At 41.5% G+C, this 21489-nt stretch carries 19 protein-coding genes and 1 riboswitch; of the genes, 18 read left to right on the top strand and 1 reads right to left on the bottom strand.

From position 1 onward, the window contains the following. Nucleotides 1-189 precede the first annotated feature (189 nt). The 13 genes from G8D99_RS08315 to uca all read left to right on the top strand — a co-directional run bounded on the left by G8D99_RS08315 (nucleotide 190) and on the right by uca (nucleotide 15473). Entirely contained in the window at nucleotides 190-2970 is a 2781-nt protein-coding gene (locus G8D99_RS08315; protein WP_166324362.1) for a nitrate reductase, read from the top strand. Continuing rightward, entirely contained in the window at nucleotides 2967-3590 is a 624-nt protein-coding gene (gene mobA, locus G8D99_RS08310; protein WP_166324359.1) for a molybdenum cofactor guanylyltransferase, read from the top strand. Before G8D99_RS08315 ends, mobA begins: the two co-directional genes overlap by 4 nt. A 235-nt stretch (nucleotides 3591-3825) precedes the next feature. Then, nucleotides 3826-4929, top strand: a complete 1104-nt coding sequence (moaA, locus tag G8D99_RS08305; RefSeq protein WP_166324356.1) for a GTP 3',8-cyclase MoaA — start codon at nucleotides 3826-3828, stop codon at nucleotides 4927-4929. A 2-nt stretch (nucleotides 4930-4931) separates the two neighbouring features. Beyond that, on the top strand, nucleotides 4932-5219 hold the full coding sequence (locus G8D99_RS08300; RefSeq protein WP_166324353.1) for a MoaD/ThiS family protein: 288 nt from the start codon (nucleotides 4932-4934) through the stop codon (nucleotides 5217-5219). A gap of 1 nt (nucleotide 5220) precedes the next feature. After that, nucleotides 5221-5766, top strand: a complete 546-nt coding sequence (locus G8D99_RS08295; RefSeq protein ID WP_166324350.1) for a molybdenum cofactor biosynthesis protein MoaE — start codon at nucleotides 5221-5223, stop codon at nucleotides 5764-5766. A 65-nt stretch (nucleotides 5767-5831) separates the two neighbouring features. Continuing rightward, nucleotides 5832-6755, top strand: coding sequence for a bifunctional molybdenum cofactor biosynthesis protein MoaC/MoaB (moaCB, locus tag G8D99_RS08290; RefSeq protein WP_166324347.1), 924 nt, complete (start codon nucleotides 5832-5834; stop codon nucleotides 6753-6755). Then, complete coding sequence (locus G8D99_RS08285) at nucleotides 6755-8011, top strand: molybdopterin molybdotransferase MoeA (RefSeq protein WP_166324344.1); 1257 nt, start codon at nucleotides 6755-6757, stop codon at nucleotides 8009-8011. The genes moaCB and G8D99_RS08285 overlap by 1 nt, the downstream gene beginning before the upstream one ends. 44 nt (nucleotides 8012-8055) lie before the next feature. Further along, complete coding sequence (gene modA / locus G8D99_RS08280) at nucleotides 8056-8829, top strand: molybdate ABC transporter substrate-binding protein (protein ID WP_166324341.1); 774 nt, start codon at nucleotides 8056-8058, stop codon at nucleotides 8827-8829. 17 nt (nucleotides 8830-8846) lie between these two features. Beyond that, complete coding sequence (gene modB, locus G8D99_RS08275; protein ID WP_166327647.1) at nucleotides 8847-9530, top strand: molybdate ABC transporter permease subunit; 684 nt, start codon at nucleotides 8847-8849, stop codon at nucleotides 9528-9530. A 4-nt stretch (nucleotides 9531-9534) separates the two neighbouring features. Then, the gene (locus tag G8D99_RS08270; protein ID WP_166324338.1) at nucleotides 9535-10209 is read left to right on the top strand and encodes an ATP-binding cassette domain-containing protein; all 675 of its coding nucleotides are present in this window, start codon (nucleotides 9535-9537) and stop codon (nucleotides 10207-10209) included. Between the two features lie 82 nt (nucleotides 10210-10291). Beyond that, nucleotides 10292-10415: riboswitch (guanidine-I (ykkC/yxkD leader) on the top strand. A 29-nt stretch (nucleotides 10416-10444) separates the two neighbouring features. Continuing rightward, nucleotides 10445-11188, top strand: a complete 744-nt coding sequence (locus tag G8D99_RS08265) for an urea amidolyase associated protein UAAP1 (protein WP_166324335.1) — start codon at nucleotides 10445-10447, stop codon at nucleotides 11186-11188. Between the two features lie 12 nt (nucleotides 11189-11200). Beyond that, nucleotides 11201-11866 (top strand): urea amidolyase associated protein UAAP2, encoded by a 666-nt coding sequence (locus tag G8D99_RS08260; protein WP_166324332.1) that lies wholly within the window; start codon nucleotides 11201-11203, stop codon nucleotides 11864-11866. Between the two features lies 1 nt (nucleotide 11867). Beyond that, on the top strand, nucleotides 11868-15473 hold the full coding sequence (uca, locus tag G8D99_RS08255) for an urea carboxylase (RefSeq protein ID WP_166324329.1): 3606 nt from the start codon (nucleotides 11868-11870) through the stop codon (nucleotides 15471-15473). Nucleotides 15474-15496: 23 nt separating this feature from the next. Here uca and G8D99_RS08250 read toward each other — a convergent pair whose 3' ends face one another. Beyond that, nucleotides 15497-17359 (bottom strand): AAA family ATPase, encoded by a 1863-nt coding sequence (locus G8D99_RS08250; protein WP_166324326.1) that lies wholly within the window; start codon nucleotides 17357-17359, stop codon nucleotides 15497-15499. A 249-nt stretch (nucleotides 17360-17608) separates the two neighbouring features. Between G8D99_RS08250 and G8D99_RS08245 the strand changes: the two genes are divergently transcribed. From G8D99_RS08245 to G8D99_RS08230, 5 genes are all read left to right on the top strand, one after another. Continuing rightward, nucleotides 17609-17812 (top strand): hypothetical protein, encoded by a 204-nt coding sequence (locus G8D99_RS08245; RefSeq protein ID WP_166324323.1) that lies wholly within the window; start codon nucleotides 17609-17611, stop codon nucleotides 17810-17812. A 207-nt stretch (nucleotides 17813-18019) separates the two neighbouring features. After that, a complete protein-coding gene (locus tag G8D99_RS15800) occupies nucleotides 18020-18148 on the top strand; it encodes a hypothetical protein (protein ID WP_264821709.1) in 129 nt (42 codons plus the stop codon). Next, entirely contained in the window at nucleotides 18141-18596 is a 456-nt protein-coding gene (locus tag G8D99_RS08240; protein WP_166324320.1) for a CopG family ribbon-helix-helix protein, read from the top strand. The genes G8D99_RS15800 and G8D99_RS08240 overlap by 8 nt, the downstream gene beginning before the upstream one ends. After that, nucleotides 18593-20401 (top strand): allophanate hydrolase, encoded by a 1809-nt coding sequence (gene atzF / locus G8D99_RS08235; protein WP_166324317.1) that lies wholly within the window; start codon nucleotides 18593-18595, stop codon nucleotides 20399-20401. The genes G8D99_RS08240 and atzF overlap by 4 nt, the downstream gene beginning before the upstream one ends. Continuing rightward, nucleotides 20398-21420, top strand: a complete 1023-nt coding sequence (locus G8D99_RS08230; protein ID WP_166324314.1) for an ABC transporter substrate-binding protein — start codon at nucleotides 20398-20400, stop codon at nucleotides 21418-21420. The genes atzF and G8D99_RS08230 overlap by 4 nt, the downstream gene beginning before the upstream one ends. Nucleotides 21421-21489: the final 69 nt, after the last annotated feature.

The raw sequence follows: 21489 nt of genomic DNA, 5'->3' as shown, positions 1-21489 counted from the left end.
AAAATCTCTTCCGAATGCGTTAATTGATTCATGCAAAGATTCTTCTTTTAAAAAAGGCTTCAGCAGGATTTAAATGAAAACATCCCTGCTAGCTAAGTATTGAAAGTTTTACTCAAATTTAGAATTTTTGATTGGGCTTGAAAAATAGAAGAAATCATCATCTTAGTCAAAACAGGAGCTCAGCAGACAATGAAAAGTATCCCGATTGTGGAACTGCAAAGCTCCACTGCAACTCAAGTGAAAACCACACCAACCACGTGCCCGTATTGTGGGGTGGGCTGTGGGGTCACGGCACAAGTGATCACTACAGCTTCAGGAAAACATGTTTCAGTGAAAGGCGATATTGAGCATCCCGCCAACTATGGAAAGCTCTGTATCAAGGGTAGTAATCTTGCTGATACCCTCGGCTTGCAAAGTCGTGTCTTAGCACCGATGCTCGGTCGTCAAGGACAGCGTATAAGCAGTAATTGGGAGGATGCGCTCGACAGCATTGCCAATAAGTTGCAACAGTGTATTGATCAATATGGGCGTGACAGCATCGCTTTTTATGTCTCGGGTCAACTGCTGACCGAAGACTATTATGTAGCAAATAAATTCGTTAAAGGCTATTTAGGTACCGCCAATATTGATACCAATTCACGTTTATGTATGTCTTCCGCCGTGGCAGCGCATAAACGCGCATTTGGGGAAGATCTCGTTCCTGCAAGTTATGAAGATTTTGAACATACCGACATGGTGGTTTTAGTCGGTTCCAATACGGCATGGTGTCATCCGGTATTGTATCAAAGGATTATGAAAGCCAAAGAACAACGTGATCTGTTTGTGGTGGTGATTGATCCTCGATTTACCAGTACCTGTGAAACCGCAGATTTACATCTTCCCATTTTACCGGGTCAAGATGTGGCATTGTTCAATGGCTTGTTACAGTACCTGATGCAACATGGTTATATCGATCAAGACTTTATTGAGCAACATACACAAGGTTTAGAAGCGGCGTTAGCAAGCAGTCAATCTGAAGCGTCCATCGAAGCAGTGTCCCTTCGAACGGGAATTGCTTTAGAAAAATTACAACAATTTTATACACAGTTTGCCTGTACTGAAAAAGTGATGACTTTATTTTCAATGGGCGTCAATCAATCATCTCGCGGGGTCGATAAAGCCAACAGTATTATCAATTGCCATTTGCTGACTGGGAAGATTGGCAAATTGGGCGCTGCACCATTTTCAATGACAGGCCAACCCAATGCCATGGGCGGGCGTGAAGTCGGAGGACTCGCCAATATGTTGGCGAGTCATATGGAGTTAGACAATCCTAAACATCGTGAATTGGTGCAATCCTTTTGGCAAAGTCCCTCTATGGCAGAGACTGTTGGGTTAAAAGCAGTCGATCTGTTTCATGCGGTGGAAAGTGGCAAAATTAAAGCCATTTGGATTATGGCGACCAATCCTGTTGTTAGTCTCCCTGATGCGGATCAAGTCAAACGTGCATTAGACAAATGCGAATTGGTGGTCGTCTCAGACATTTGTCTGGATACGGACACGACGCAATATGCCGATGTTCTGCTTCCCGCGCTCGGTTGGGGTGAAAAAGATGGAACAGTGACCAATTCGGAACGCCGAATTTCACGTCAAAGGGCATTTTTGCAGGCACCGGGGCAAGCTAAAGCCGATTGGTGGGCGATTTCACAAGTGGCACAACGACTCGGTTTCGCAGGCTTTGACTATCAAAATAGTCATGAGATTTTTATTGAGCATGCCCAGTTGTCTGCTTATGGAAATACCTCTCTTTCCGATCGAGATCAGGCGCAACATTTTCGCTATTTTAATTTAAACGGTTTAACAGGACTGTCTAAGTCAGAATATGATGCCTTAACCCCCATCCAATGGCCGGTGTGGCTGAAAGGTCAGAAAGAAAGTGATGTAGCCCGCTTATTTTCTCAAGGCGAATTTAGCCACCCCAATGGCAAAGCCAGATTGATTGCTACCACCGCCATTGATCCTGTACATCAAGTGGATAACGAGCATCCTTTGATTTTAAACACGGGGCGGATACGTGATCAGTGGCATACCATGACCCGTACAGGATTGTCTGCCAATTTGGCTACACATCGTGCTGAACCGTATTGTGAGCTTCATCCCCAAGATGCACTGAAATATGGCATTCGAGATGCAGAGCTAGTCGAAGTGCGTTCCAAATGGGGCTTATGTGTGTTGCGTGCACAAGTTATGGATAACATTCGCCGTGGGCAAATATTTGCACCGATTCATTGGAATGATCAAGTGGCCTCAGATGCCCGAATTGGCAAAGTGGTCAATCCGGTGGTTGATCCAATTTCAGGCGAGCCTGAATTTAAACACACGCCTGTGATGATTCAACCGTTTTATGTGCAATGGCAAGGTGTGCTATATGTTCGTCAAGGCTTTGACACTGTTGTAGCGCAAAAGATTAAAAATAGCATGTGGTGGATCAAAGTCATGACGGAGAAAGCGATTCGCTATGAACTGGCAGATCGTCAAAAGTTTAGCCACAGCACCCAGCAGATTAAAACGCTATTGCCCTTTGAGGATGAAAGCTTTGAATGGCTCAATCTAGAAGATGCATCTTCACAGATTTCACACACCGTGATTTTGCAACATGGTGTGCTAATTGCAAGTTTATACATTGCCCCAAAAGCTTTATTGCCCGATCGGGATTGGGTGGCGAGCTTATTTAAACGTGAACGCCTCAGTGCCATGCATCGCAAAGCCTTGTTGGCGGGTCAAGCCATCTCAATGGGGAACAATGACGGACCACTGGTGTGTAGCTGCTTTAAAGTGGGCAAATATAAAATTATGGAGACCATAAAAACGCAAAACATCACGCATGAAAAACAAGTCACGACTTGCCTAAAAGCTGGAGGGAATTGTGGGTCGTGTTTACCTGAGATCAGGGGCTTAATTAAAGCCTGTCAAATGGAGAATATGCAATGAATAACAATGATAAAGATGCGACATATCCAACGACTGACTTGGTCATTTTGGCGGGTGGTCAAGCACGACGTATGAATGGCATCAATAAACTCTTACAAAAATTTGATGATGAAATTCAACTGATCAAAATCCACCAACTACTGAAATCTCATGTGGCTAAGGTGTGGGTCAATAGCCACCGTGATCATTCGATGTATCAACGGATCATTCCATCGATTCAATTTTTTCCAGATGATGAAGCGGGTTTTTATGGGCCCTTGATGGGCATGAAAAGCGCTTGGTCGCATGTGCAGTCGGACTATGTGCTGTTTGTACCCTGTGATGTGACCTATATCCCTCAAAAAGTCATATCGCGACTGCATCAAGTGTTGCAGAGCCATCCGCAGGCTGAAGTCGCCGTGGTTGAAATGAATGGCAAAGCCCTATTTCCATTTTGCTTACTAAAGCGCTCCAGTCTTGCGACATTAGAGAAGCATTTAGCACAACAACAGCGCAGTTTAAAAGTCTGTTTTGCCGCAATGAATATGCAAATTGCCAAGTTTAAAAATAACGCCCTTTTTTTTCACAGTATTAATTCTTTTGATGAGTTACAACAACATCGTCAGCTCAGCTTTATATAAATATTTTTAAATCCTGATTTTGCGATTGATATAGAGAATAAAACAGCTTATTCAGCCTAATAGAAGCAATCTAGAAAATAGGTCATCTAAATATGGATCAGTCATTTTATTGTTTTGTTAACGACAACACTTAAGCACAAAGTTGGAACAGATATTGCAATTCATAGGGTATGAAAATAGGGCGTATTTTTTGATTTGAATTCATTCAGTGCAAAAAGCGCCATGGGACGTGTCAATGAACAGTATCAACGCATTTAAACAGCACAGTGTATTTCAAGATCAGTATGGACGGCAGAAGCGTAAATTACGCATTTCCGTGACCGATCGTTGTAATTTTAAATGTGTGTACTGTATGCCTGAGCATCCCACCTGGATGAACAAGCAAGATTTACTCAGTTTTGAACAGCTCTATGTATTTTGTGATTTGATGGTGCAACAGGGCATTCAAGATATCCGTATTACGGGGGGAGAGCCGCTCATGCGCCAAGGCGTGGTGCATTTTATTGCGCAGTTACAGGCTTTACGTTCAAAAGGACTGAAACGTATTTCCATGACCACCAACGCACATTATTTGGCAGATTATGCATTTGAATTAAAACAAGCGGGTTTGGATGACTTAAATATCAGTTTAGACAGTTTAGTGCCTGAGCAATTTCAGCAACTCACCCAAAAATCATTACCATCTGTATTGGACGGTATTGACGCGGCTAAAAAAGCTGGCTTCCCCATCAAGATCAATACCGTCTTGCTAAAAGGCAAAAATGAAAATCAGATTCTGCCTTTGGTGCAATGGGCACGCCAACAACAAGTTGAACTGCGTTTCATTGAGTTTATGCCCTTAGATGGCGATCAGCATTGGCAACAAGCAGATGTCGTCACTGAAGCCGATATTCTTCAGCAACTACAGCAGCATTATCAGGTTGATGTTGTCGCTGATCAGGGGGCTCATCCTGCACGGCAATATTTAGTCAATGGTCAACGCATTGGTATTATTTCAACCATCAGTCATTCATTTTGTGGGGCGTGTGATCGTTTAAGACTTAATGCACAAGGCGAGTTGTTTAATTGTTTGTTTGCCACCAGGGGGCTCAACATTAAAGAACATATTGGACGATTAATGAGGGCTGATGATCAATCTGAATGTCAAAAAACTGCCATCCAAATGGATCTATTGAATCAGTTAAAAGACTATATCTGGCATAAAAAGTCCGGCTATGCCGAAATTCAACATTTAAACGCATTGGAAAATCTATCCGTACAAGTCCCAACTCATAAAACACATACAGCACATGCTCAAAAGAATCTCAGAAAAATCAGTATGCATATGATCGGAGGATAAGCATGAACCTATACAATAATGATCAAGACCATGATCAACGGGCCACCATTCATATCCATATAGAAGCGTATGGCGCCATTGAACGGCAGCTACCTCAGGACGTGAGCGTAGAGTGTGACGTTGATACACCGATTTCAAGCGTTTTAAATCAGATTGTTGAGCAATATCCGCAGGTGCAATCTGCAATAGAACGTTGTGCCTGTGCGATTGGAGAAGACATTGTCAGTCGCCAACAACACTTAAAGCAAAATACGCAGTTGGTGCTGCTATCACCTGTTGCAGGAGGATGAGATGCAACTCAAACAATTTGCTCGGATTCAATCGATGTTATTTGATCAACAACTTTTTGATGGTATTGAACATTTTCCTGAGTGTGGGGGTATGGGTATGTTTATCGGTACGGTACGTAATCATCATGAGGGCAAAGCGGTAACCGCACTCAAATATACCGCTTATGCACCTGTGGCTGAAAAAATGATTCGAGAGATTGAGCAGGACATTCAGCAGAAATACGGCGTCTCTTATGTCCGCGTCGTTCATCGTATAGGTGCACTCACTATTGGTGAAACAGCAATTATTGCGGTGGCTTATGCGGCCCATCGACGAGAAGCTTTTGCGGCTTGTGAAGAAGCAGTGGAACGGGTAAAGCATGAAGTTCCGGTGTGGAAGGAAGAGTTTTATGCCGATGGGAGCAGCCAATATGTCGAGGGGTGTTGTATTCGTAAAGATCATCCAACGCCGACGAAAGATGCCATGACTTTAAATGGCACCTTATCGCACCAAATGCATCGGCATCAACATGGTGTGCAGTGTCAGCGTGACAAGGCAGACGCATAACAAGACATATTCATATTTAGGTTCGATATTTTTAGATTCAATATTTATTCACTAGGACAAATTCAATGAAAAATGTGGGAATGAAAGCAGAGAGTTATCGCACTGCGATTGCAACAGGAATTTTACATGCGCCCCCGCATTGCATTGAATTACTTCGAACAGGCAATACCGAAAAAGGTGATGCACTAAAAACCGCCCGTATTGCAGGCATTTTAGGGGCTAAGCGTACAGATGAATTGATTCCACTGTGTCATCCACTGCCTATTTATCGTGCGGATGTTGAATACACCTTAGGAGAGGCACAGGTCGAAATTCGTGGCATTGTTGAAACGATTGGGCCGACTGGAGTGGAAATGGAAGCACTCACGGCAGTGAGTCTAGCAGGTTTAACGCTATATGACATGTTAAAACCACATTGTGAACCTGAAGACCTGTGTCTAGATCAAGTAAAACTAGAAAAGAAAAAAGGCGGTAAATCGCACTTTAGCCGTGTGCTGAAGGAAAGTTTAAGTGCCTCGGTGATTGTGTTGTCGGATACCGTAGCCGCAGGTAAAAAACCAGATACAGCAGGGCAGAATGTGATGGATCTGTTGCAAGAAGCGAACTTTAGCAATATTGCCTATCACATCATTCCTGATGATCCTAAGCAGTTATTGGCGCTCATCCATGATCAAAAAAAACAATATCCCCTTATTCTCACTGTAGGCGGTACTGGGTTGGGACCGAAAGATTTAACCGTCGAAACCATTCAACCGCTACTGACACGTGAAATTCCGGGACTCATGGAAGCATCACGTAATTTTGGTCAACGCCGTACGCCATATGCGGCTTTGAGTCGTGGGGTTGCAGGTTATATTGAAAATAGTTTAGTGATCACGCTGCCGGGTAGTCGACAAGGCGCTTTTGAGTCGCTTAGCGCTATTTTACCTGCATTGGTGCATCTGTTTGATGTGCAAAAAAATATCCCACATGCGGGAGGGTATCAATAATGAATCAAGCGATAGCTCTAGATAACCATTCTGCTTGTGGAAGCGAGCCCGGTTTAATCACAGTAGATGAGGCATTACAGCTCATTTTGGACAGAACGCAAGCTTTAACGACAGAGTGCATTGGGTTAGATCAGGCATTGAATCGTTATTTGGCAACACCGATCTCTTCGCAAATAAACTTACCCTTATTTTCCCAAAGTGCAGTGGATGGTTATGCCTTATGTCATGAAGGTGAGATTGAAGCCGGTGTACATTTTGAACTAATTGGAGAGATTCGAGCTGGACAGCGCAGTGAGCTGGTTTTGCAGCAGGGACAAGCCGTGCGACTCTTTACAGGAGCCAAGATTCCTGTACATACCACGACGGTAGCCCGTCAGGAAATTGTGCAAGCTATCGAGCATCAAAACATGATTAAAATCACCGCTGCACTACAACCACATGCAGACATTCGAGATGTCGGGGAAGAAGTTGCTGTGGGGCAATGTTTGGGACAAGCAGGGCAACAGCTGAGTGTGGGTGCCATTGCATCTTTGAGTATGGCAGGTGTTCAAACGGTTCATGTCTATGCTTTACCCAAAGTGGCAGTAGTAATTACGGGGGATGAAATTGCAGACACGATGGATGAGTTACAAAGCGGAAAAATTTTTGATGCCAATGGTCCACTCATTCGCGCTTGGTTTCAGCAACAGCATCAGCAAGTCTATATTTTCCATGTTACAGATACTGAATACGCCGTCAGTCAATTATTCCACGACTTAAAAGATCGTTATGACGTGATACTCACCACGGGTGGAGTCTCAGTCGGTGATTATGATTTTGTTCGACCCGTTGCTTTGAATATAGGATTTAAAGAGATTTTTTGGAAAGTCAAACAGAAACCGGGCAAACCGATGTTTTTTGCTGAATATGCAAGAAAACAGCATAGCCCTTGTTATTTATTGGGCTTACCGGGCAATCCTGCTGCGGTCTATGTGGGGATACAAGTGTATGTGAACCTGTTAATGAAAGCACTTCAGGGACAAAAATCACCATGTGCTTGGTTCAGTGGCATCATTCAACATGAGCTTAAATCAGATCAACGTGAGCGCTTCTTAAGGATGTACGCGCAGTTTGAGCAAGGTCAGCTTTACCTAAATAGCCTAAGCAAACAACAATCTCATATGCTTTCCAACCTCATGCAAGCCAATTGCTTAGTCCGTATTCCAGCCAATCAAAACATTCAAAAAGGCGCTGTACTTAGTGGCATTTTTATTTAATGCAAATATTCGCTCAAACCTCTCACTTGTCTCGAGCTACTGCAATGAAATGGCTGCAACGTTTACCCATCATTTTATATTTAGGTATAAACTCCACATATGCAGCGACTGTCAAAGTGTATGCAGCGGCAAGTCTAAGCAGTGCATTGAATGACATTTCTAAGCTGTATCAAAAACAATATCCCAACACGAAAATTATCGGTGTCTATGGGGCAAGTTCTCAATTGGCCAAACACATTGAGGCAAGGGCACCAAGCGATCTTTTTCTCAGTGCTGATCAAGACTGGATGCAATATTTGATCGGAAAGAATAAGGTTCAAGCTAACCATGTACATCTGTTACTTTCGAATCAGTTGGTCCTGATTCAAACTAAAGGTAAGCCAATTGCATTTCAACCGAGCGCTGCATTTAACTTTGCCCAATCACTTCAGGGACGTCTCTGTACGGGGCAAATGGAATCTGTACCACTGGGTAAATATGCCAAACAAAGTTTAAGTCAGTTGCAATGGCTCAGTAGCTTGAAAGGCCGGATCGTCGAAGCCGATGATGCTCGAGCAGCTTTGGCTTTTGTTGAACGAGGGGAATGTCGTTTAGGCATTGTGTATAAAACCGATGCGTTGATGAGTCATAAAATGCAAATCGTAGGTGCGTTTCCAACGAATAGCCATCATCCCATTGAATATCCAATCGCTTTAACGCGACAAGGTCAGAAAAATAAAGCGGCTCAGCAATTTAGTCAATTTCTCCAAACCAATGCGCAAGTAAAACTCATATTCAAACGTTATGGTTTTTTACTGCCTGACAAATCCTTGGGCTAAATAAGTGTATGACTGACCTGTTGACCCCAGAAGAATTAAGTGCCGTGTGGCTATCACTTAAAGTGGCGACATGTGCGACTTTATTATGTTTGCCCTTGGCGATCGCCATGGCTTGGGTATTGGCACGCTACCAGTTTTCAGCCAAGTTTGCTGTAGAGGCGCTGTTACATTTGCCTATGGTGCTACCTCCTGTGGTAATGGGTTATTTACTTTTAGTGGTCTTTGGCAACCAAGGCATGATTGGGCAATATTTACTGCACTGGGGGATTGAATTGGCATTTAACTGGAAAGGTGCAGTTTTAGCCTCTGTCATCGTCGGTTTCCCTTTAATGGTGCAGCCAATTCGTTTGGCCTTTCAAAGCATCAACCCACAACTCGAACAAGTGGCCAGCTCCTTGGGGGCGAATCCATTGAGAATCTTCATCGGTATTTATTTACCCTTAGCTTTACCAGGCATACTGATTGGTAGCATTTTGGGCTTTAGCCGTAGCTTAGGTGAGTTTGGTGCAACCATCACCTTTGTAGGCAATATTCCTGATGAAACCCGTACCATTCCCATTGCCATTTATACCTTATTACAACAGCCGAATGGTGATGCGATGGCCATGCGACTGGTAGCTGTTTCACTGTTTTTGGCTTTTTCTGCACTTTTGGCAAATTACTGGATGATGTACCAATATCAACAACGAATGAAGAGCTAATACGATGTTGCATTGCGATTTTCAGTACCAAGTGTCTGCACTCAACTTGCATATACAATGTCGGGTTGATCAATCAATCGTGGGAATTGTGGGTGAGTCAGGTAGTGGAAAAAGTACTTTACTCAAGTGTCTTGCAGGTGTGCTCCAGCCAATTCACGGGAGTATTCAACTGCATGATCGCATATTATTTGATGCGCAATCTGCTCGAAAGATACCGACATATCAGCGTCGTATTGCACTCATTTTTCAACAAGCCTTGTTGTTTCCTCACTTAAGTGTTCAACAAAATCTCAACTATGCCGCCAAAAATAAACATCCAACCCCAGTAAAATTTAGTTTTGATCAGGTTGTGGATGTATTGAAACTTGAAAACTTGATTGATCGGAAACCACAGCAACTGTCAGGTGGTGAGGCACAGCGCGTCTCGATCGGACGTGCGTTACTCTCGTCACCAGAATTATTGTTGTTGGATGAACCATTGTCCGGATTACATCCTGATTTACGGCGGGAACTTTTGTCTTTCTTATGCTTGATTCATCATGAAATGCGTTTACCCATGCTGTATGTGACCCATCATCCGCAGGAGTTACATGTGCTCAATGCCTCTATATTGGAACTGACATCAGGCGAAGATCATATTACACGTCTTTCTCCCTCATTGAATCTAGCAAGCCTTTAGCTGACCAGTTAAATATGATTTCAGTATGATAAAAAAATAAAATCGTAATACTTTGGCATGCCATTTGCATTTATCTATTCATCATAAAGTGATCTAGGGTTCCGGTAGTGCGATCTGATATAAAAGATTGAACTACGCCTGAGACCGAGAGTTCACGGCGAAAGGAAAAACCGCTCGCTACACGGAGGGATAAAAGCCCGGGAGGTTGTTAATACACCTGATAGAGGTTAAACAAATGGGCACTTTTGAAAGTACATTTCACAATAATCAAGTTTTATGGACAGAAATCTTACCCGGTGGTCATCATTGGTCAGCACGTATCCAAAAAGGTGCAATTCTTCAACTTAAAGCTTTAGGTCAAAATGCCAATGTCGCACTGTACTGCGTGAACAGTGAAGACAAGCTCGAACGCTATAACATGCCTGACAGCTTAAAAGGGCAACATACGGCATTTTTAAGCACTGGGCATATTCTTACATCTGATCTGGGGCGCGCGATGATTTCCATTGTCAAAGATGACCATGGTTGGAATGATGCGTTTTGTGCACCAAGTACTGCACAACAAATTGAAAAAAAATTTGGCACGAAAACCTTCCAAGATGCACGTAACGACATGTACCGCAATGGCAAAGACTCTTTACTCCTTGAGATGACCAAGTTTGGCTTATCTGCAACAGACCTGAGCAGTACTTTAAATCTGTTTTCTAAAGTTCAACCGGATGACAATGGCAATCTCAGCTATGTGGCATCTGACAATACGAATCAAGTGATCGAACTCCGCTTTGAAATGGACTGCTTGGTGTTTTTATCCGCTGCACCACATACTTTGGATCATATCGAACATTATTTACCCGCAGATATAGAACTCTCCTTATTTAAAGCAAATAGCCTAAGCAAAAAAGATATTTGTCGTGACTCTTGTCCACAAAATCAACGTGCTTTTCAAAACACCAATCGCTATTACGCATTAACTGCTTAAGGAAAAAAGATCATGACTGCACTTGTAAACCCAACACAAAATCATAAAAAAACAGTATTAAACGAAGTTTGTCCTGCCGGTGAAGCATGGATGTGCGAAGTCAAAAAAGGGCAATATTTTCGTATTGTGGATTTAGAAGGCAACCAAGCGGTGGATACGCTCTTTATCTCGGCGTCAAACCCTGAAGAGCGTTATAGCGCAACCGATACATTGGCAATCAATCAACAAATCTATTTAGAAAAAGGCACAGCTTTATACACCAACTTTGGCAATAAAATTGCCACCATCCATGATGATAACTGCGGTCGCCATGACACTTTAGGTGGTGCATGTTCATGTGAAAGTAACACTGTTCGCTATGCACATGACAAATATCCAATGCACAGTTGCCGTAACAATTTCATGATTGCGCTGTCTCAGCATCCAATTGCCAAAAAACATGGTCTAAATGTGCGTCACATCGGTCCAAATATTAACTTCTTTATGAATGTGCCTGTGACCTCTGAGGGTCATCTAAAGTTTGATGATGGTATTTCTGCACCGGGTAAATATGTGGAAATCAAAGCAGAAATGGATTTGATCGTGTTGATCTCCAATTGCCCACAACTGAATAATCCTTGTAATGCCTATAACCCAACCAAAATTCAATTGATCATCCGTGAAGGCGAGGACGCATAACATGTTTAATAAAGTATTAATCGCCAACCGTGGAGCAATTGCGTGTCGTGTCATTCGTACCTTGAAAAAACTCGGCATCCAATCCGTTGCAGTGTACTCAGAAGCCGATCGTGATTCACTCCATGTGACTTTAGCGGATGAAGCGGTCTATATCGGTGAAGCACCAGCGAGTCAAAGCTATTTAAATATCGATAAAATTTTAGAGGTGGCCAAACAAACCGGCGCACAAGCGATTCATCCGGGTTATGGATTCTTGTCTGAAAATGCTGAATTCTGTGACTTATGTGAGTCACAAGGTATTGCTTTTATTGGTCCAAACTCTGCACAAATGCGTGCTTTTGGTTTAAAGCACACGGCGCGTGAACTTGCCATTCAAGCCAATGTACCTTTACTGCCAGGTAGTCAGTTATTGAAGGATGAAGCAGAAGCACTCACAGAAGCGATGCGTATCGGTTACCCAGTAATGCTGAAAAGTACAGCCGGCGGTGGCGGAATCGGTATGCGCTTGGTGTGGAATGAAGCAGAACTAAAAGATGCGTATGCAACCGTATCCTATTTAGCCCAAGCCAATTTTAAAGATGCAGGGTTGTACTTAGAGAAATTTGTACAAAACGCGCGTCATATTGAAGTGCAAATTTTTGGCGATGGTCAAGGCAATGTCATTGCACTCCGTGAGCGTGATTGCTCGGTACAACGTCGTAACCAAAAAGTGATTGAGGAAACACCGGCACCGCATATCAATGACGAACAGCGTGCCTATATCCAAAATGTCGCAATTCAATTGATGCAGTCGGTGAAGTACCGTTCTGCGGGTACGGTTGAATTTGTGATGGATACCGACACACAAGAATTCTATTTCTTGGAAGTGAATACTCGTCTACAAGTGGAACATGGCGTGACCGAGCAAGTCTTTGGTGTGGACTTGGTGGAATGGATGGTCACCTTGGCTAGCGGTGATTGGACTGCGCCAACTGAACCATTAGAATCAAAAGGTCATTCGATTCAAGTACGTTTATATGCTGAAGATCCAATTAAAAACTTCCAACCCAGTGCTGGCTTACTGACATATGTTGAGTTTGATCCTAATGCCCGAAATGAAACATGGGTGGAAACGGGCTCGAATGTATCGTCATTCTATGACCCGATGATTGCGAAAATCATTGTCACAGCAGATGATCGTGCCTCTGCCATTCAAGCGATGACCGATACACTTGCTAAAACCTCAGTAGCCGGTATTGAAACCAATCTTGAATATCTGCAAAACATCATCGACGGTGAAGTCTTTAAAGCCGGTACGCAAACCACACGTTTCTTAAATACTTTTGAATGGAAAACCCAAAAGATTGAAGTCCTGCAAGCCGGTATTCAAACTGCCGTGCAAGATGTCACAGGTCGTTTAGGCTACTGGGATGTCGGGGTACCACCATCAGGTGCGATTGATCCATTATCTCTCAATGTTGCAAACCAATTGCTGGGTAATGCCTATAACACCGCAGGGCTTGAATGTACGCTACAAGGTCCAACGTTAAAATTCCATTGTGACAGCCAAATCGTGCTTGCTGGTGGTGATATGCCATCAACATTGGATGGTGTGTCTGTACCGATGTGGCAAACCATCAATGTGCGTAAAGGTCAGGTGTTAAAATGTGGCAAAATCGCCACAGGTTGCCGTACCTATATCGGCATCAAAGGTGGTTTGAATGTGCCTGAATATCTAGGTTCACAATCAACTTTTACCTTAGGTCAGTTTGGTGGTCATGCAGGGCGTAACTTACTGATTGGCGATATGCTGCCAATCACCGCATTTACAAGCGATGAAATTAAAGCTCTTGCACCTGAACAAGTGCCGTCATTTAGCCATGAATGGGAAATTGCGGTGATGTATGGCCCACATGGTGCGCCTGATTTCTTTACCAAAAATGACATTGATACCTTCTTTGACAATACCTTTGAAATTCACTTTAACTCAAGCCGTACCGGTATTCGTTTGATTGGTCCAAAACCTGAATGGGCACGTGAGGATGGTGGTGAAGCCGGTCTGCATCCATCCAATATTCATGACAATGCCTATGCCATTGGGGCGATTGATTTCACCGGTGATATGCCAATTATTCTTGGTCCCGATGGTCCAAGTCTCGGTGGTTTCGTTTGTCCTGCAGTGGTGATCAACTCTGAACTATGGAAACTCGGTCAGCTTAAAGCCGGTGACAAGGTGAAATTTATCCCCGTGAGCTATCACCAAGCTAAACTACTCAATGAAAAATATCATGCACAAGTAGAAGCGTCAGATACAAAAGCTGTCGTATTTGATGAGTCGTTCTATCCTGAACTTTCGACATTAAAAAATGCGGTTCTCGATACCTTAAAAGGTGAAAATGGTGCGCCTGATGTGGTGTATCGTCCTGCGGGTAACAACTACATGTTGGTGGAATATGGTGAGTTAGTACTTGATCTAAACTTACGTTTCCGTATTCACGCTTTGATGCAATGGGTTCAAAAGCAAAATATTCAGGGCATTATCGACCTGACACCGGGCATCCGTTCACTGCAAATCCATTTTGATTCAATCAAACTTGATCAAATTAATTTATTGCGTTTATTACAAGTCGCTGAAGCGGAACTCCCTGATGTGACCGAGATGCAAGTGCCATCTCGTACCGTGTATTTACCACTCGCTTGGGAAGATTCACAAACCCAATTGGCAACGGAACGCTATATGCAAACTGTGCGCCCAGATGCACCATGGTGTCCGGACAATATCGAATTTATCCGTCGAATTAATGGTTTAAAAGACAAACAAGCTGTGAAAGATGTGGTCTATGATGCAAGTTATTTGGTCATGGGCTTAGGCGATGTGTACCTCGGTGCGCCTGTCGCGACTCCACTTGATCCACGTCAGCGTTTAGTCACCACCAAATATAACCCTGCACGAACTTGGACCCCTGAAAATGCCGTGGGTATTGGCGGTGCTTATATGTGTGTCTATGGTATGGAAGGTCCGGGCGGTTATCAGTTTGTTGGTCGTACCACGCAAATGTGGTCACGCTACCGTAAAAATGCCGACTTTGAGCAAGGTAAACCGTGGTTACTGCGCTTCTTTGACCAAATTAAATTCTATGAAGTCTCTGAAACTGAACTGATGCAGATGCGTGAGGACTTTAAAGCAGGTCGCTTAAAACTTCGTATTGAAGAAGGCATATTGAACTTAAAAGAGTACAACGACTTCTTAATTGAAAATGAGGAATCCATTTCAGCCTTTAAGTCTGTACAACAAGCCAACTTTGATGCAGAACGTCGTCGCTGGCATGAAGCAGGTCTTGCAGAATATGTGTCTGAAAGTTTAGATGCTATGGATGACGGCGCAGGTGTTGAAATTCCGAATGGCGGTTGTGCGGTTGAGTCGCATATGCCGGGTTCAATTTGGAAAATTGAATGCCAGTCCGGGGATATTGTGGAAGAAGGTGCAACGCTTGCAGTGATTGAAGCAATGAAGATTGAGATTCCAATTATTGCACCTGAGCGTATGAAAGTTGAAGCTATTACCATTGAAAAAGGGCAAACGGTGAAAACGGGGCAAGTGTTGTTTACGTTAGCACCAGTGGCTTGATGAAATATAATTAAAAAGACCGCTTAGGCGGTCTTTTTTTCTGGTTCAGTTAAACCAAACTTTCCCTCAATTCTCTTGATAAATTGAAGGAATTCATTATTTCCTTGTTGATCTGTGCAACTTTCTATAATTTCCTCGCATGTACTATTTCCCCATAATTTTTCAATTAAATTACTTTTTTTAATAGCGATAAAATCGGATAAAAGAGGAGTTAAAATCACTTTTTGATCGGAAAAATTGTCAGGGGTATAGCTAAGTCTGTTATTAGATACTCTGAGGATGACATTAGGATGTAGATAATTCTCACACTCTCTTTTTGCAGTTAAATGAAAAATTATGTTGGAATATTTGGACTGACTAGCCAAGTTTTGTTGATATTTTTGACAGTCATTTCCATCGTTGTCAGAATCAAAAAAAACTGCCCAAGGTTTTTGTAATGATTCTATAAGTTTATAGTTTACCCAATGTTTTAAGTTATCACTTCCACCACTAATAAGAAGCTGTATATCCAATTCAGCAATGTAATCTTTATGAATCAATCCTTTTTCAGCATATTTAGAAAATATATGTTTTAAAAATACAACATCAGAAACACCCTCAACGAAGATATATCCTCGACATTGAGGATTAGAAATATTACCGAAAGGATGTATACCTAAATCTTCACTAATTGATTTTAAAATGTCGTTGCAATCAGCGTGGGCAATTACATGTTGATTTGTTTCATCTTTAGTTATGTATCTTAAACTGGATATAGGCATTAGCCCTGCTAAGGCTGGGGTATGAGTGGTTACTAATATTTGAGTTTTTGGTAATATGGATAAATCTAAAAGAGCTTTTATCAACATCTCCTGATAATCTGGATGTTGTGAAGTTTCAGGTTCTTCAATTGCATAAATAATTGAACGACCATCTGCTTCTCGAAATTTTTTCTCTGCTTCTGCTCTAAAAAAGTTTAGAAGAATTAATCTTCTTACACCACTTCCTCTTTTATTGACAGGAATACCTTGTTCAGAGGCTAAAGCCATTGAAAAAATTGACTCCCATTTAGGTTCTTTTGAAAAATCCGGAATCAAATCTTTTGCTAGAGCTGAATCCATTTCTGATAATTTTTCTAAAGTTCTTCCAGCTACATCTTCAACTTTTGTTTTGATATGTTCCTGTACGGCTTGTAATTGTGGTTGAATTTCAGATAGTGCGTGTCTAATTGCCAGTTTCATTGGATCTTGGACTTCACTATCTTGATCGCTACTATTGCGGTCTGATTTAAATAATGCATAAATAGGTAAGAAGTTCTTTAAAGCATCCCAAACATTTTTAGCATCTTCTTTATTTAATGGAATTTCTTTGGAATGAAAAGTAAGAGTTTCCGATTTGAATAAATATTGTCTTAACGATGTATTAGATCTTTGGTCTTGAACTTGAGATATATCTAAATTTTTTGCCTTAATCAATGCTTTTAATTCTGCATTTTTCAAAATGATCAAATTATCTAAGCCAATATTATTTGGATAGTTGGCAATCAGGCATAAGTCAGTTGATACCTTCTGATTTATTCGAAAAGTTTTTTTAATTTCTAAGTAACCTTCTGAATTTAATAAATACTCATTTTGTAAAGTAGTTACAGATGTAGCATCAAGTATTAAAGAGGTTGGATTGTCATCAAAAATACATGTTATTGAAACATTATCCTCTTCGGCACAGCTTACACATTTATCATTCTTATCCAAAGATGAGTTCTCAAAGAAAACGTCTAAAGCTTCTAAAATTGTGGATTTACCAGCATCATTTTTACCAATAATTCCTGTTAAGTTAGAATCAATATTTATCAGATTTATACCCTGATAACCCCTAAAATTTTCTAACTTAATTGCTATTAATTTCATGATAATAAATTTCTTTTGTTAAAAGTTGTAGATTGAAAAAATAATCAAATTTAATCTAACATTATGTTTTATATATTAAAAGATAAATATAATTTTATTAATTAATCAGCAGAAAACTGAGCTTTAAATAAGTCTATAAATTGGCTATCATTTAATTATTGTTTGCATATATAGGATACTGAACAAGATTGTCCATTCACGCTTTGTAGTAAGTTTTTCGGATGTCTAAAACAAAAGAGAATACCAACGATGGCTAGAAAATTAGAAGAACTCTTAATGCAACGTAGTACCGAAAGTCAAAATCGAATCTTGAAAAATGCAAAAAAAATTTTGAAAGATTGTCTTTCGGAAGATGAATGGCTATTGCAACAAGCAGTACAAGCCAAAAGTGAAAAAAAGATAAAGCTTACTTTAGACGAGCTACGGGCTCGAATTCAAAAAAACAGCACTTAAAACGTTTGATAAGCTAATTTGAACCATCATAAAAACCACTCCCTCAATCAAAGCACAATAATTGTGCTTTTTTGCTGTTTTATAGGCGATTGAGTTAGCTACACTATCTAAAAAACCATGATATTTAAACAATAAAAATTATTGGCACAGATACTGCATTTCTTTAGTAATACGAAATTTATAAAAAGTATTATTTAGGAGATGCACATGACCACACCTGCAAAAACTCCCCATAGAAAACATCCTTTGATCATTTTTCTGATCGAAATTTTGACGTCACGTGCCGGATTTCACTTAGCACAAACTCACACATATAAGGATAAAAAACGTGCCTAAAACCAAATTGGCACGCATTAGCATCACTGTGCCTGAAACCACACTCAACGCTTTGGATGAAAAAATCGTCGAGCAACACTATGAAAGTCGCTCGCAAGCCATCGTCGACATGATCAATAAACATTTAATCGATGATCAAGCCAAACGCAATGAAGTCATGGTCGGAACACTGACACTCTTATATGACCTAAGCTCTAAAACATTAAGACAGCAACTTTTTGAATTACAACAACAATATATCGCTCAAGTGGTCAGCTCACTGCATATTCAACTCGATGATCAAAAAATTCTAGAAGTGATGCTGCTTCAGGGCAAAAGTATTGATTTGAAAATGATTAGTCAAAAATTCACTGCGCTAAAAGGGGTGATCAAAGTTCACTTAGAACTGATGGATGCTGTGATGCCACCTATTGCACAAAATCAAATTGAACAAGGAGAACAATCATGACGACCTTATGGACCATACACGATTGGAAAAATGCATATCGACATCAACAGATTCAATTGGATGATTTATTTAATTATGTGGCTTCTATTCAAAATGATGACCATGCATGGATCTCTATCTCATCAAAACAACAGCTTTCTGCTCAAATTGAGTCGTTAAAAAACAAAAATGCAGATGAGCTTCCGCTTTACGGTGTTCCTTTTGCAGTCAAAGACAATATTGATGTTGCAGGGTTCTATACCACGGCAGCCTGTAAAGAAGCTGAATATTTGGCAACTCAGGATGCCACCGTGGTTGCAAAACTCAAAGGAGCGGGTGCAATCGTGGTGGGAAAAACCAATCTCGATCAATTTGCCACAGGGTTAGTCGGAACACGTTCACCTTATGGCGCTGTCAAAAATAGCTTTAACCCAGAGTATATCAGTGGTGGTTCAAGCTCAGGTTCATCGGTCGTGGTGGCAAAAGGAATGGTTCCATTCTCACTGGGCACAGATACGGCGGGTTCAGGTCGTGTACCGGCAGGACATAATAATATTGTGGGCTTAAAACCGACCAAAGGCTGGTTTTCAACCTATGGAGTGATTCCTGCATGTCGTACTTTAGATGTGGTGTCTATTTTTGCATTGACCACGGATGATGCATGGCAAGTCGCACAAATCATGCAAGGTTATGATGAAAAAGATGAATACTCACGTCAGCATCCGAGCAACGTACCTACACAATTTTCTAAGCAAAAAATCGCAATTCCTGCCCAGCTTGAATTCTACGGCGACGCTGAATCTGAACAGGCATTTCAACTTGCAGTCGAACGGGTGAAACAACTTGGTTATACAGTTGAATCCATCGATTTTACAGTATTCAACCAATTGGCTTCAGCCTTATACAATAAAGCGTGGGTGGCAGAGCGTACCTATGCGGTAGAACAACGGGTGAAAAGAGAAGTCACTCATCCGGTGATTCATCAAATCATTTCACAAGCGGATCAATTTAACGCAGTCGTCAGTATGGCTGCCGAATATGAACGTGCAGATTTAGCACGAAAAATTAACCTTGCTTTAGCATCGTATGATGCATTAATGGTACCCACCGCACCTACCATTTATAAAATTGAAGAGGTCAAAGCCGATCCTCTGCTAAAAAATAGCCATATGGGTGCCTATACCAACTTTGTTAATTTTGCTGATTTATCTGCATTCGCACTGCCAAACACCATTCGTGGTGATGGTTTACCGAGTGGCGTGACCTTTATAGCGTCTGCATGGATGGATCAGGCCTTAGCGAATTTTGCACAAAAATGGCAACACGCGACGGGCTTAAATTTGGGAACATCTTCGCAGACGTATCAACCTTCAACACAGATCAGTTCAGCCCATAGTGTCAAGTTGGCGGTGGTCGGTGCACATTTGACGGGAATGCCCTTGAATTTCCAATTAACGACACGCGGTGGGACATTGCTGCAAAAAACCAAGACTGCAGCACATTACAGCTTATATGCACTGAAAAACACCCAGCCACCGAAACCGGGCTTACAACTCAATCCTCAAGGTCGTGCTATTGAAGTCGAGGTTTGGGATATTCCATTGGCAACATTTGGTCAAATCGTCGCGGAAGTACCTGCACCCCTTGGTATTGGTAATGTAGAGCTAAGTGATGGCTCATGGGTTAAAGGCTTCATTTGTGAAGGATATGCTTTAGCCGAGGCCACCGATATTAGTCACTTTGGCGGATGGCGTGACTATATTCAATCCAAACAACTGAGTAATACAAAATTTGAATGCAATGGCATAGGGGAAATTGCACCATGATCAAAAAATCCGTTTTAGCACTCTCGACCTGTTTAAGCCTCTTCATTACGGCGTGTGACAATACCGCCAAAATTCCTGAACCAACCAAAAACGAAACAGGGAGTATGAATACCAAACCGATTACGATTGGTTATAGTGATTGGCCAGGTTGGGTCGCTTGGCAAGTGGCGATTGAAAAAGGCTTTTTTAAAGAAGCAGGCGTCAATGTTGAATTTAAGTGGTTTGATTACTCAGCTTCCATTAATGCATTTGCAGCCAATCAACTTGATGCTTTGTCCGTGACCAATGGGGATAATTTGGTGATTGCCTCAGGTGGAACCCAAGGTGCCATGATTATGGTGACTGATTATTCTGCGGGCAATGATGTGATTATTGCCAAAAATGGCATCAACAATATTCAAGAGTTAAAAGGCAAGAAAATTGCGGTCGAAAAAGGTTTGGTCGATCACTTATTACTATCGACTGCAATGAGCGATGCCAAAATTCAACCCAACCAATATACCTTGATTAATTCGATGACCAATGAATTACCTCAAGTGTTTAATACACCTGATGTATCAGCAATTGCAGTATGGCAACCTGTGGCAAATCAAGCATTAAAGGCCGTCGCAGGGTCAAAAATCATTTATAGCTCAAAAGACAAACCCGGGCTGATTTATGACACTTTGACCGTCAACATGAGCCATTTGTCAGCACATAAAGAAGAATGGAAAAAAATCATTCAAGTCTGGGACAAAACGGTGAAGTTTATCAATGATCCTGCGACCCATGATGAAGCAGTAAAGATCATGGCCAATAAAGTCGGTGTCGATCCAAAAGCCTATGAACAATTTATTGAAGGGACACATTTACTGAATTTAGCTGACAACAAAAAAATATTCACTAAAGCTGATGGTTTTGAGTCGATTTATGGTTCAACTTATCATGTCAATAAATTCAATGTCATCAATGGTGTGTATACCACTGAACAAAATGCCGATGGATTGATTTATCCAAGTTTAGTGCAAGACATTAAATAAAGTTGGTTCTAACTTTTACATATAAAATAAATCAAAGCCCAGTCGTCATTCACTGGGCTTTGATTTAAT

This window comes from Acinetobacter lanii (assembly GCF_011578285.1).
Classification (GTDB): domain Bacteria; phylum Pseudomonadota; class Gammaproteobacteria; order Pseudomonadales; family Moraxellaceae; genus Acinetobacter; species Acinetobacter lanii.
The sequence above is the reverse complement of the archived record's forward strand: the minus strand, read 5'-3'. Positions and strand labels throughout refer to the sequence as shown.

Coding starts and splice junctions, on each gene's coding strand:
- G8D99_RS08270 (WP_166324338.1), top strand. CDS start 9,535: ATGTTGCATTGCGATTTTCAGTACCAAGTGTCTGCACTCAACTTGCAT.
- G8D99_RS08260 (WP_166324332.1), top strand. CDS start 11,201: ATGACTGCACTTGTAAACCCAACACAAAATCATAAAAAAACAGTATTA.
- moaCB (WP_166324347.1), top strand. CDS start 5,832: ATGAAAAATGTGGGAATGAAAGCAGAGAGTTATCGCACTGCGATTGCA.
- moaA (WP_166324356.1), top strand. CDS start 3,826: ATGAACAGTATCAACGCATTTAAACAGCACAGTGTATTTCAAGATCAG.
- G8D99_RS08300 (WP_166324353.1), top strand. CDS start 4,932: ATGAACCTATACAATAATGATCAAGACCATGATCAACGGGCCACCATT.
- G8D99_RS08230 (WP_166324314.1), top strand. CDS start 20,398: ATGATCAAAAAATCCGTTTTAGCACTCTCGACCTGTTTAAGCCTCTTC.
- G8D99_RS08245 (WP_166324323.1), top strand. CDS start 17,609: ATGGCTAGAAAATTAGAAGAACTCTTAATGCAACGTAGTACCGAAAGT.
- G8D99_RS08295 (WP_166324350.1), top strand. CDS start 5,221: ATGCAACTCAAACAATTTGCTCGGATTCAATCGATGTTATTTGATCAA.
- G8D99_RS08265 (WP_166324335.1), top strand. CDS start 10,445: ATGGGCACTTTTGAAAGTACATTTCACAATAATCAAGTTTTATGGACA.
- G8D99_RS08285 (WP_166324344.1), top strand. CDS start 6,755: ATGAATCAAGCGATAGCTCTAGATAACCATTCTGCTTGTGGAAGCGAG.
- atzF (WP_166324317.1), top strand. CDS start 18,593: ATGACGACCTTATGGACCATACACGATTGGAAAAATGCATATCGACAT.
- modA (WP_166324341.1), top strand. CDS start 8,056: ATGAAATGGCTGCAACGTTTACCCATCATTTTATATTTAGGTATAAAC.
- mobA (WP_166324359.1), top strand. CDS start 2,967: ATGAATAACAATGATAAAGATGCGACATATCCAACGACTGACTTGGTC.
- G8D99_RS15800 (WP_264821709.1), top strand. CDS start 18,020: ATGACCACACCTGCAAAAACTCCCCATAGAAAACATCCTTTGATCATT.
- G8D99_RS08315 (WP_166324362.1), top strand. CDS start 190: ATGAAAAGTATCCCGATTGTGGAACTGCAAAGCTCCACTGCAACTCAA.
- uca (WP_166324329.1), top strand. CDS start 11,868: ATGTTTAATAAAGTATTAATCGCCAACCGTGGAGCAATTGCGTGTCGT.
- G8D99_RS08250 (WP_166324326.1), bottom strand. CDS start 17,359: ATGAAATTAATAGCAATTAAGTTAGAAAATTTTAGGGGTTATCAGGGT.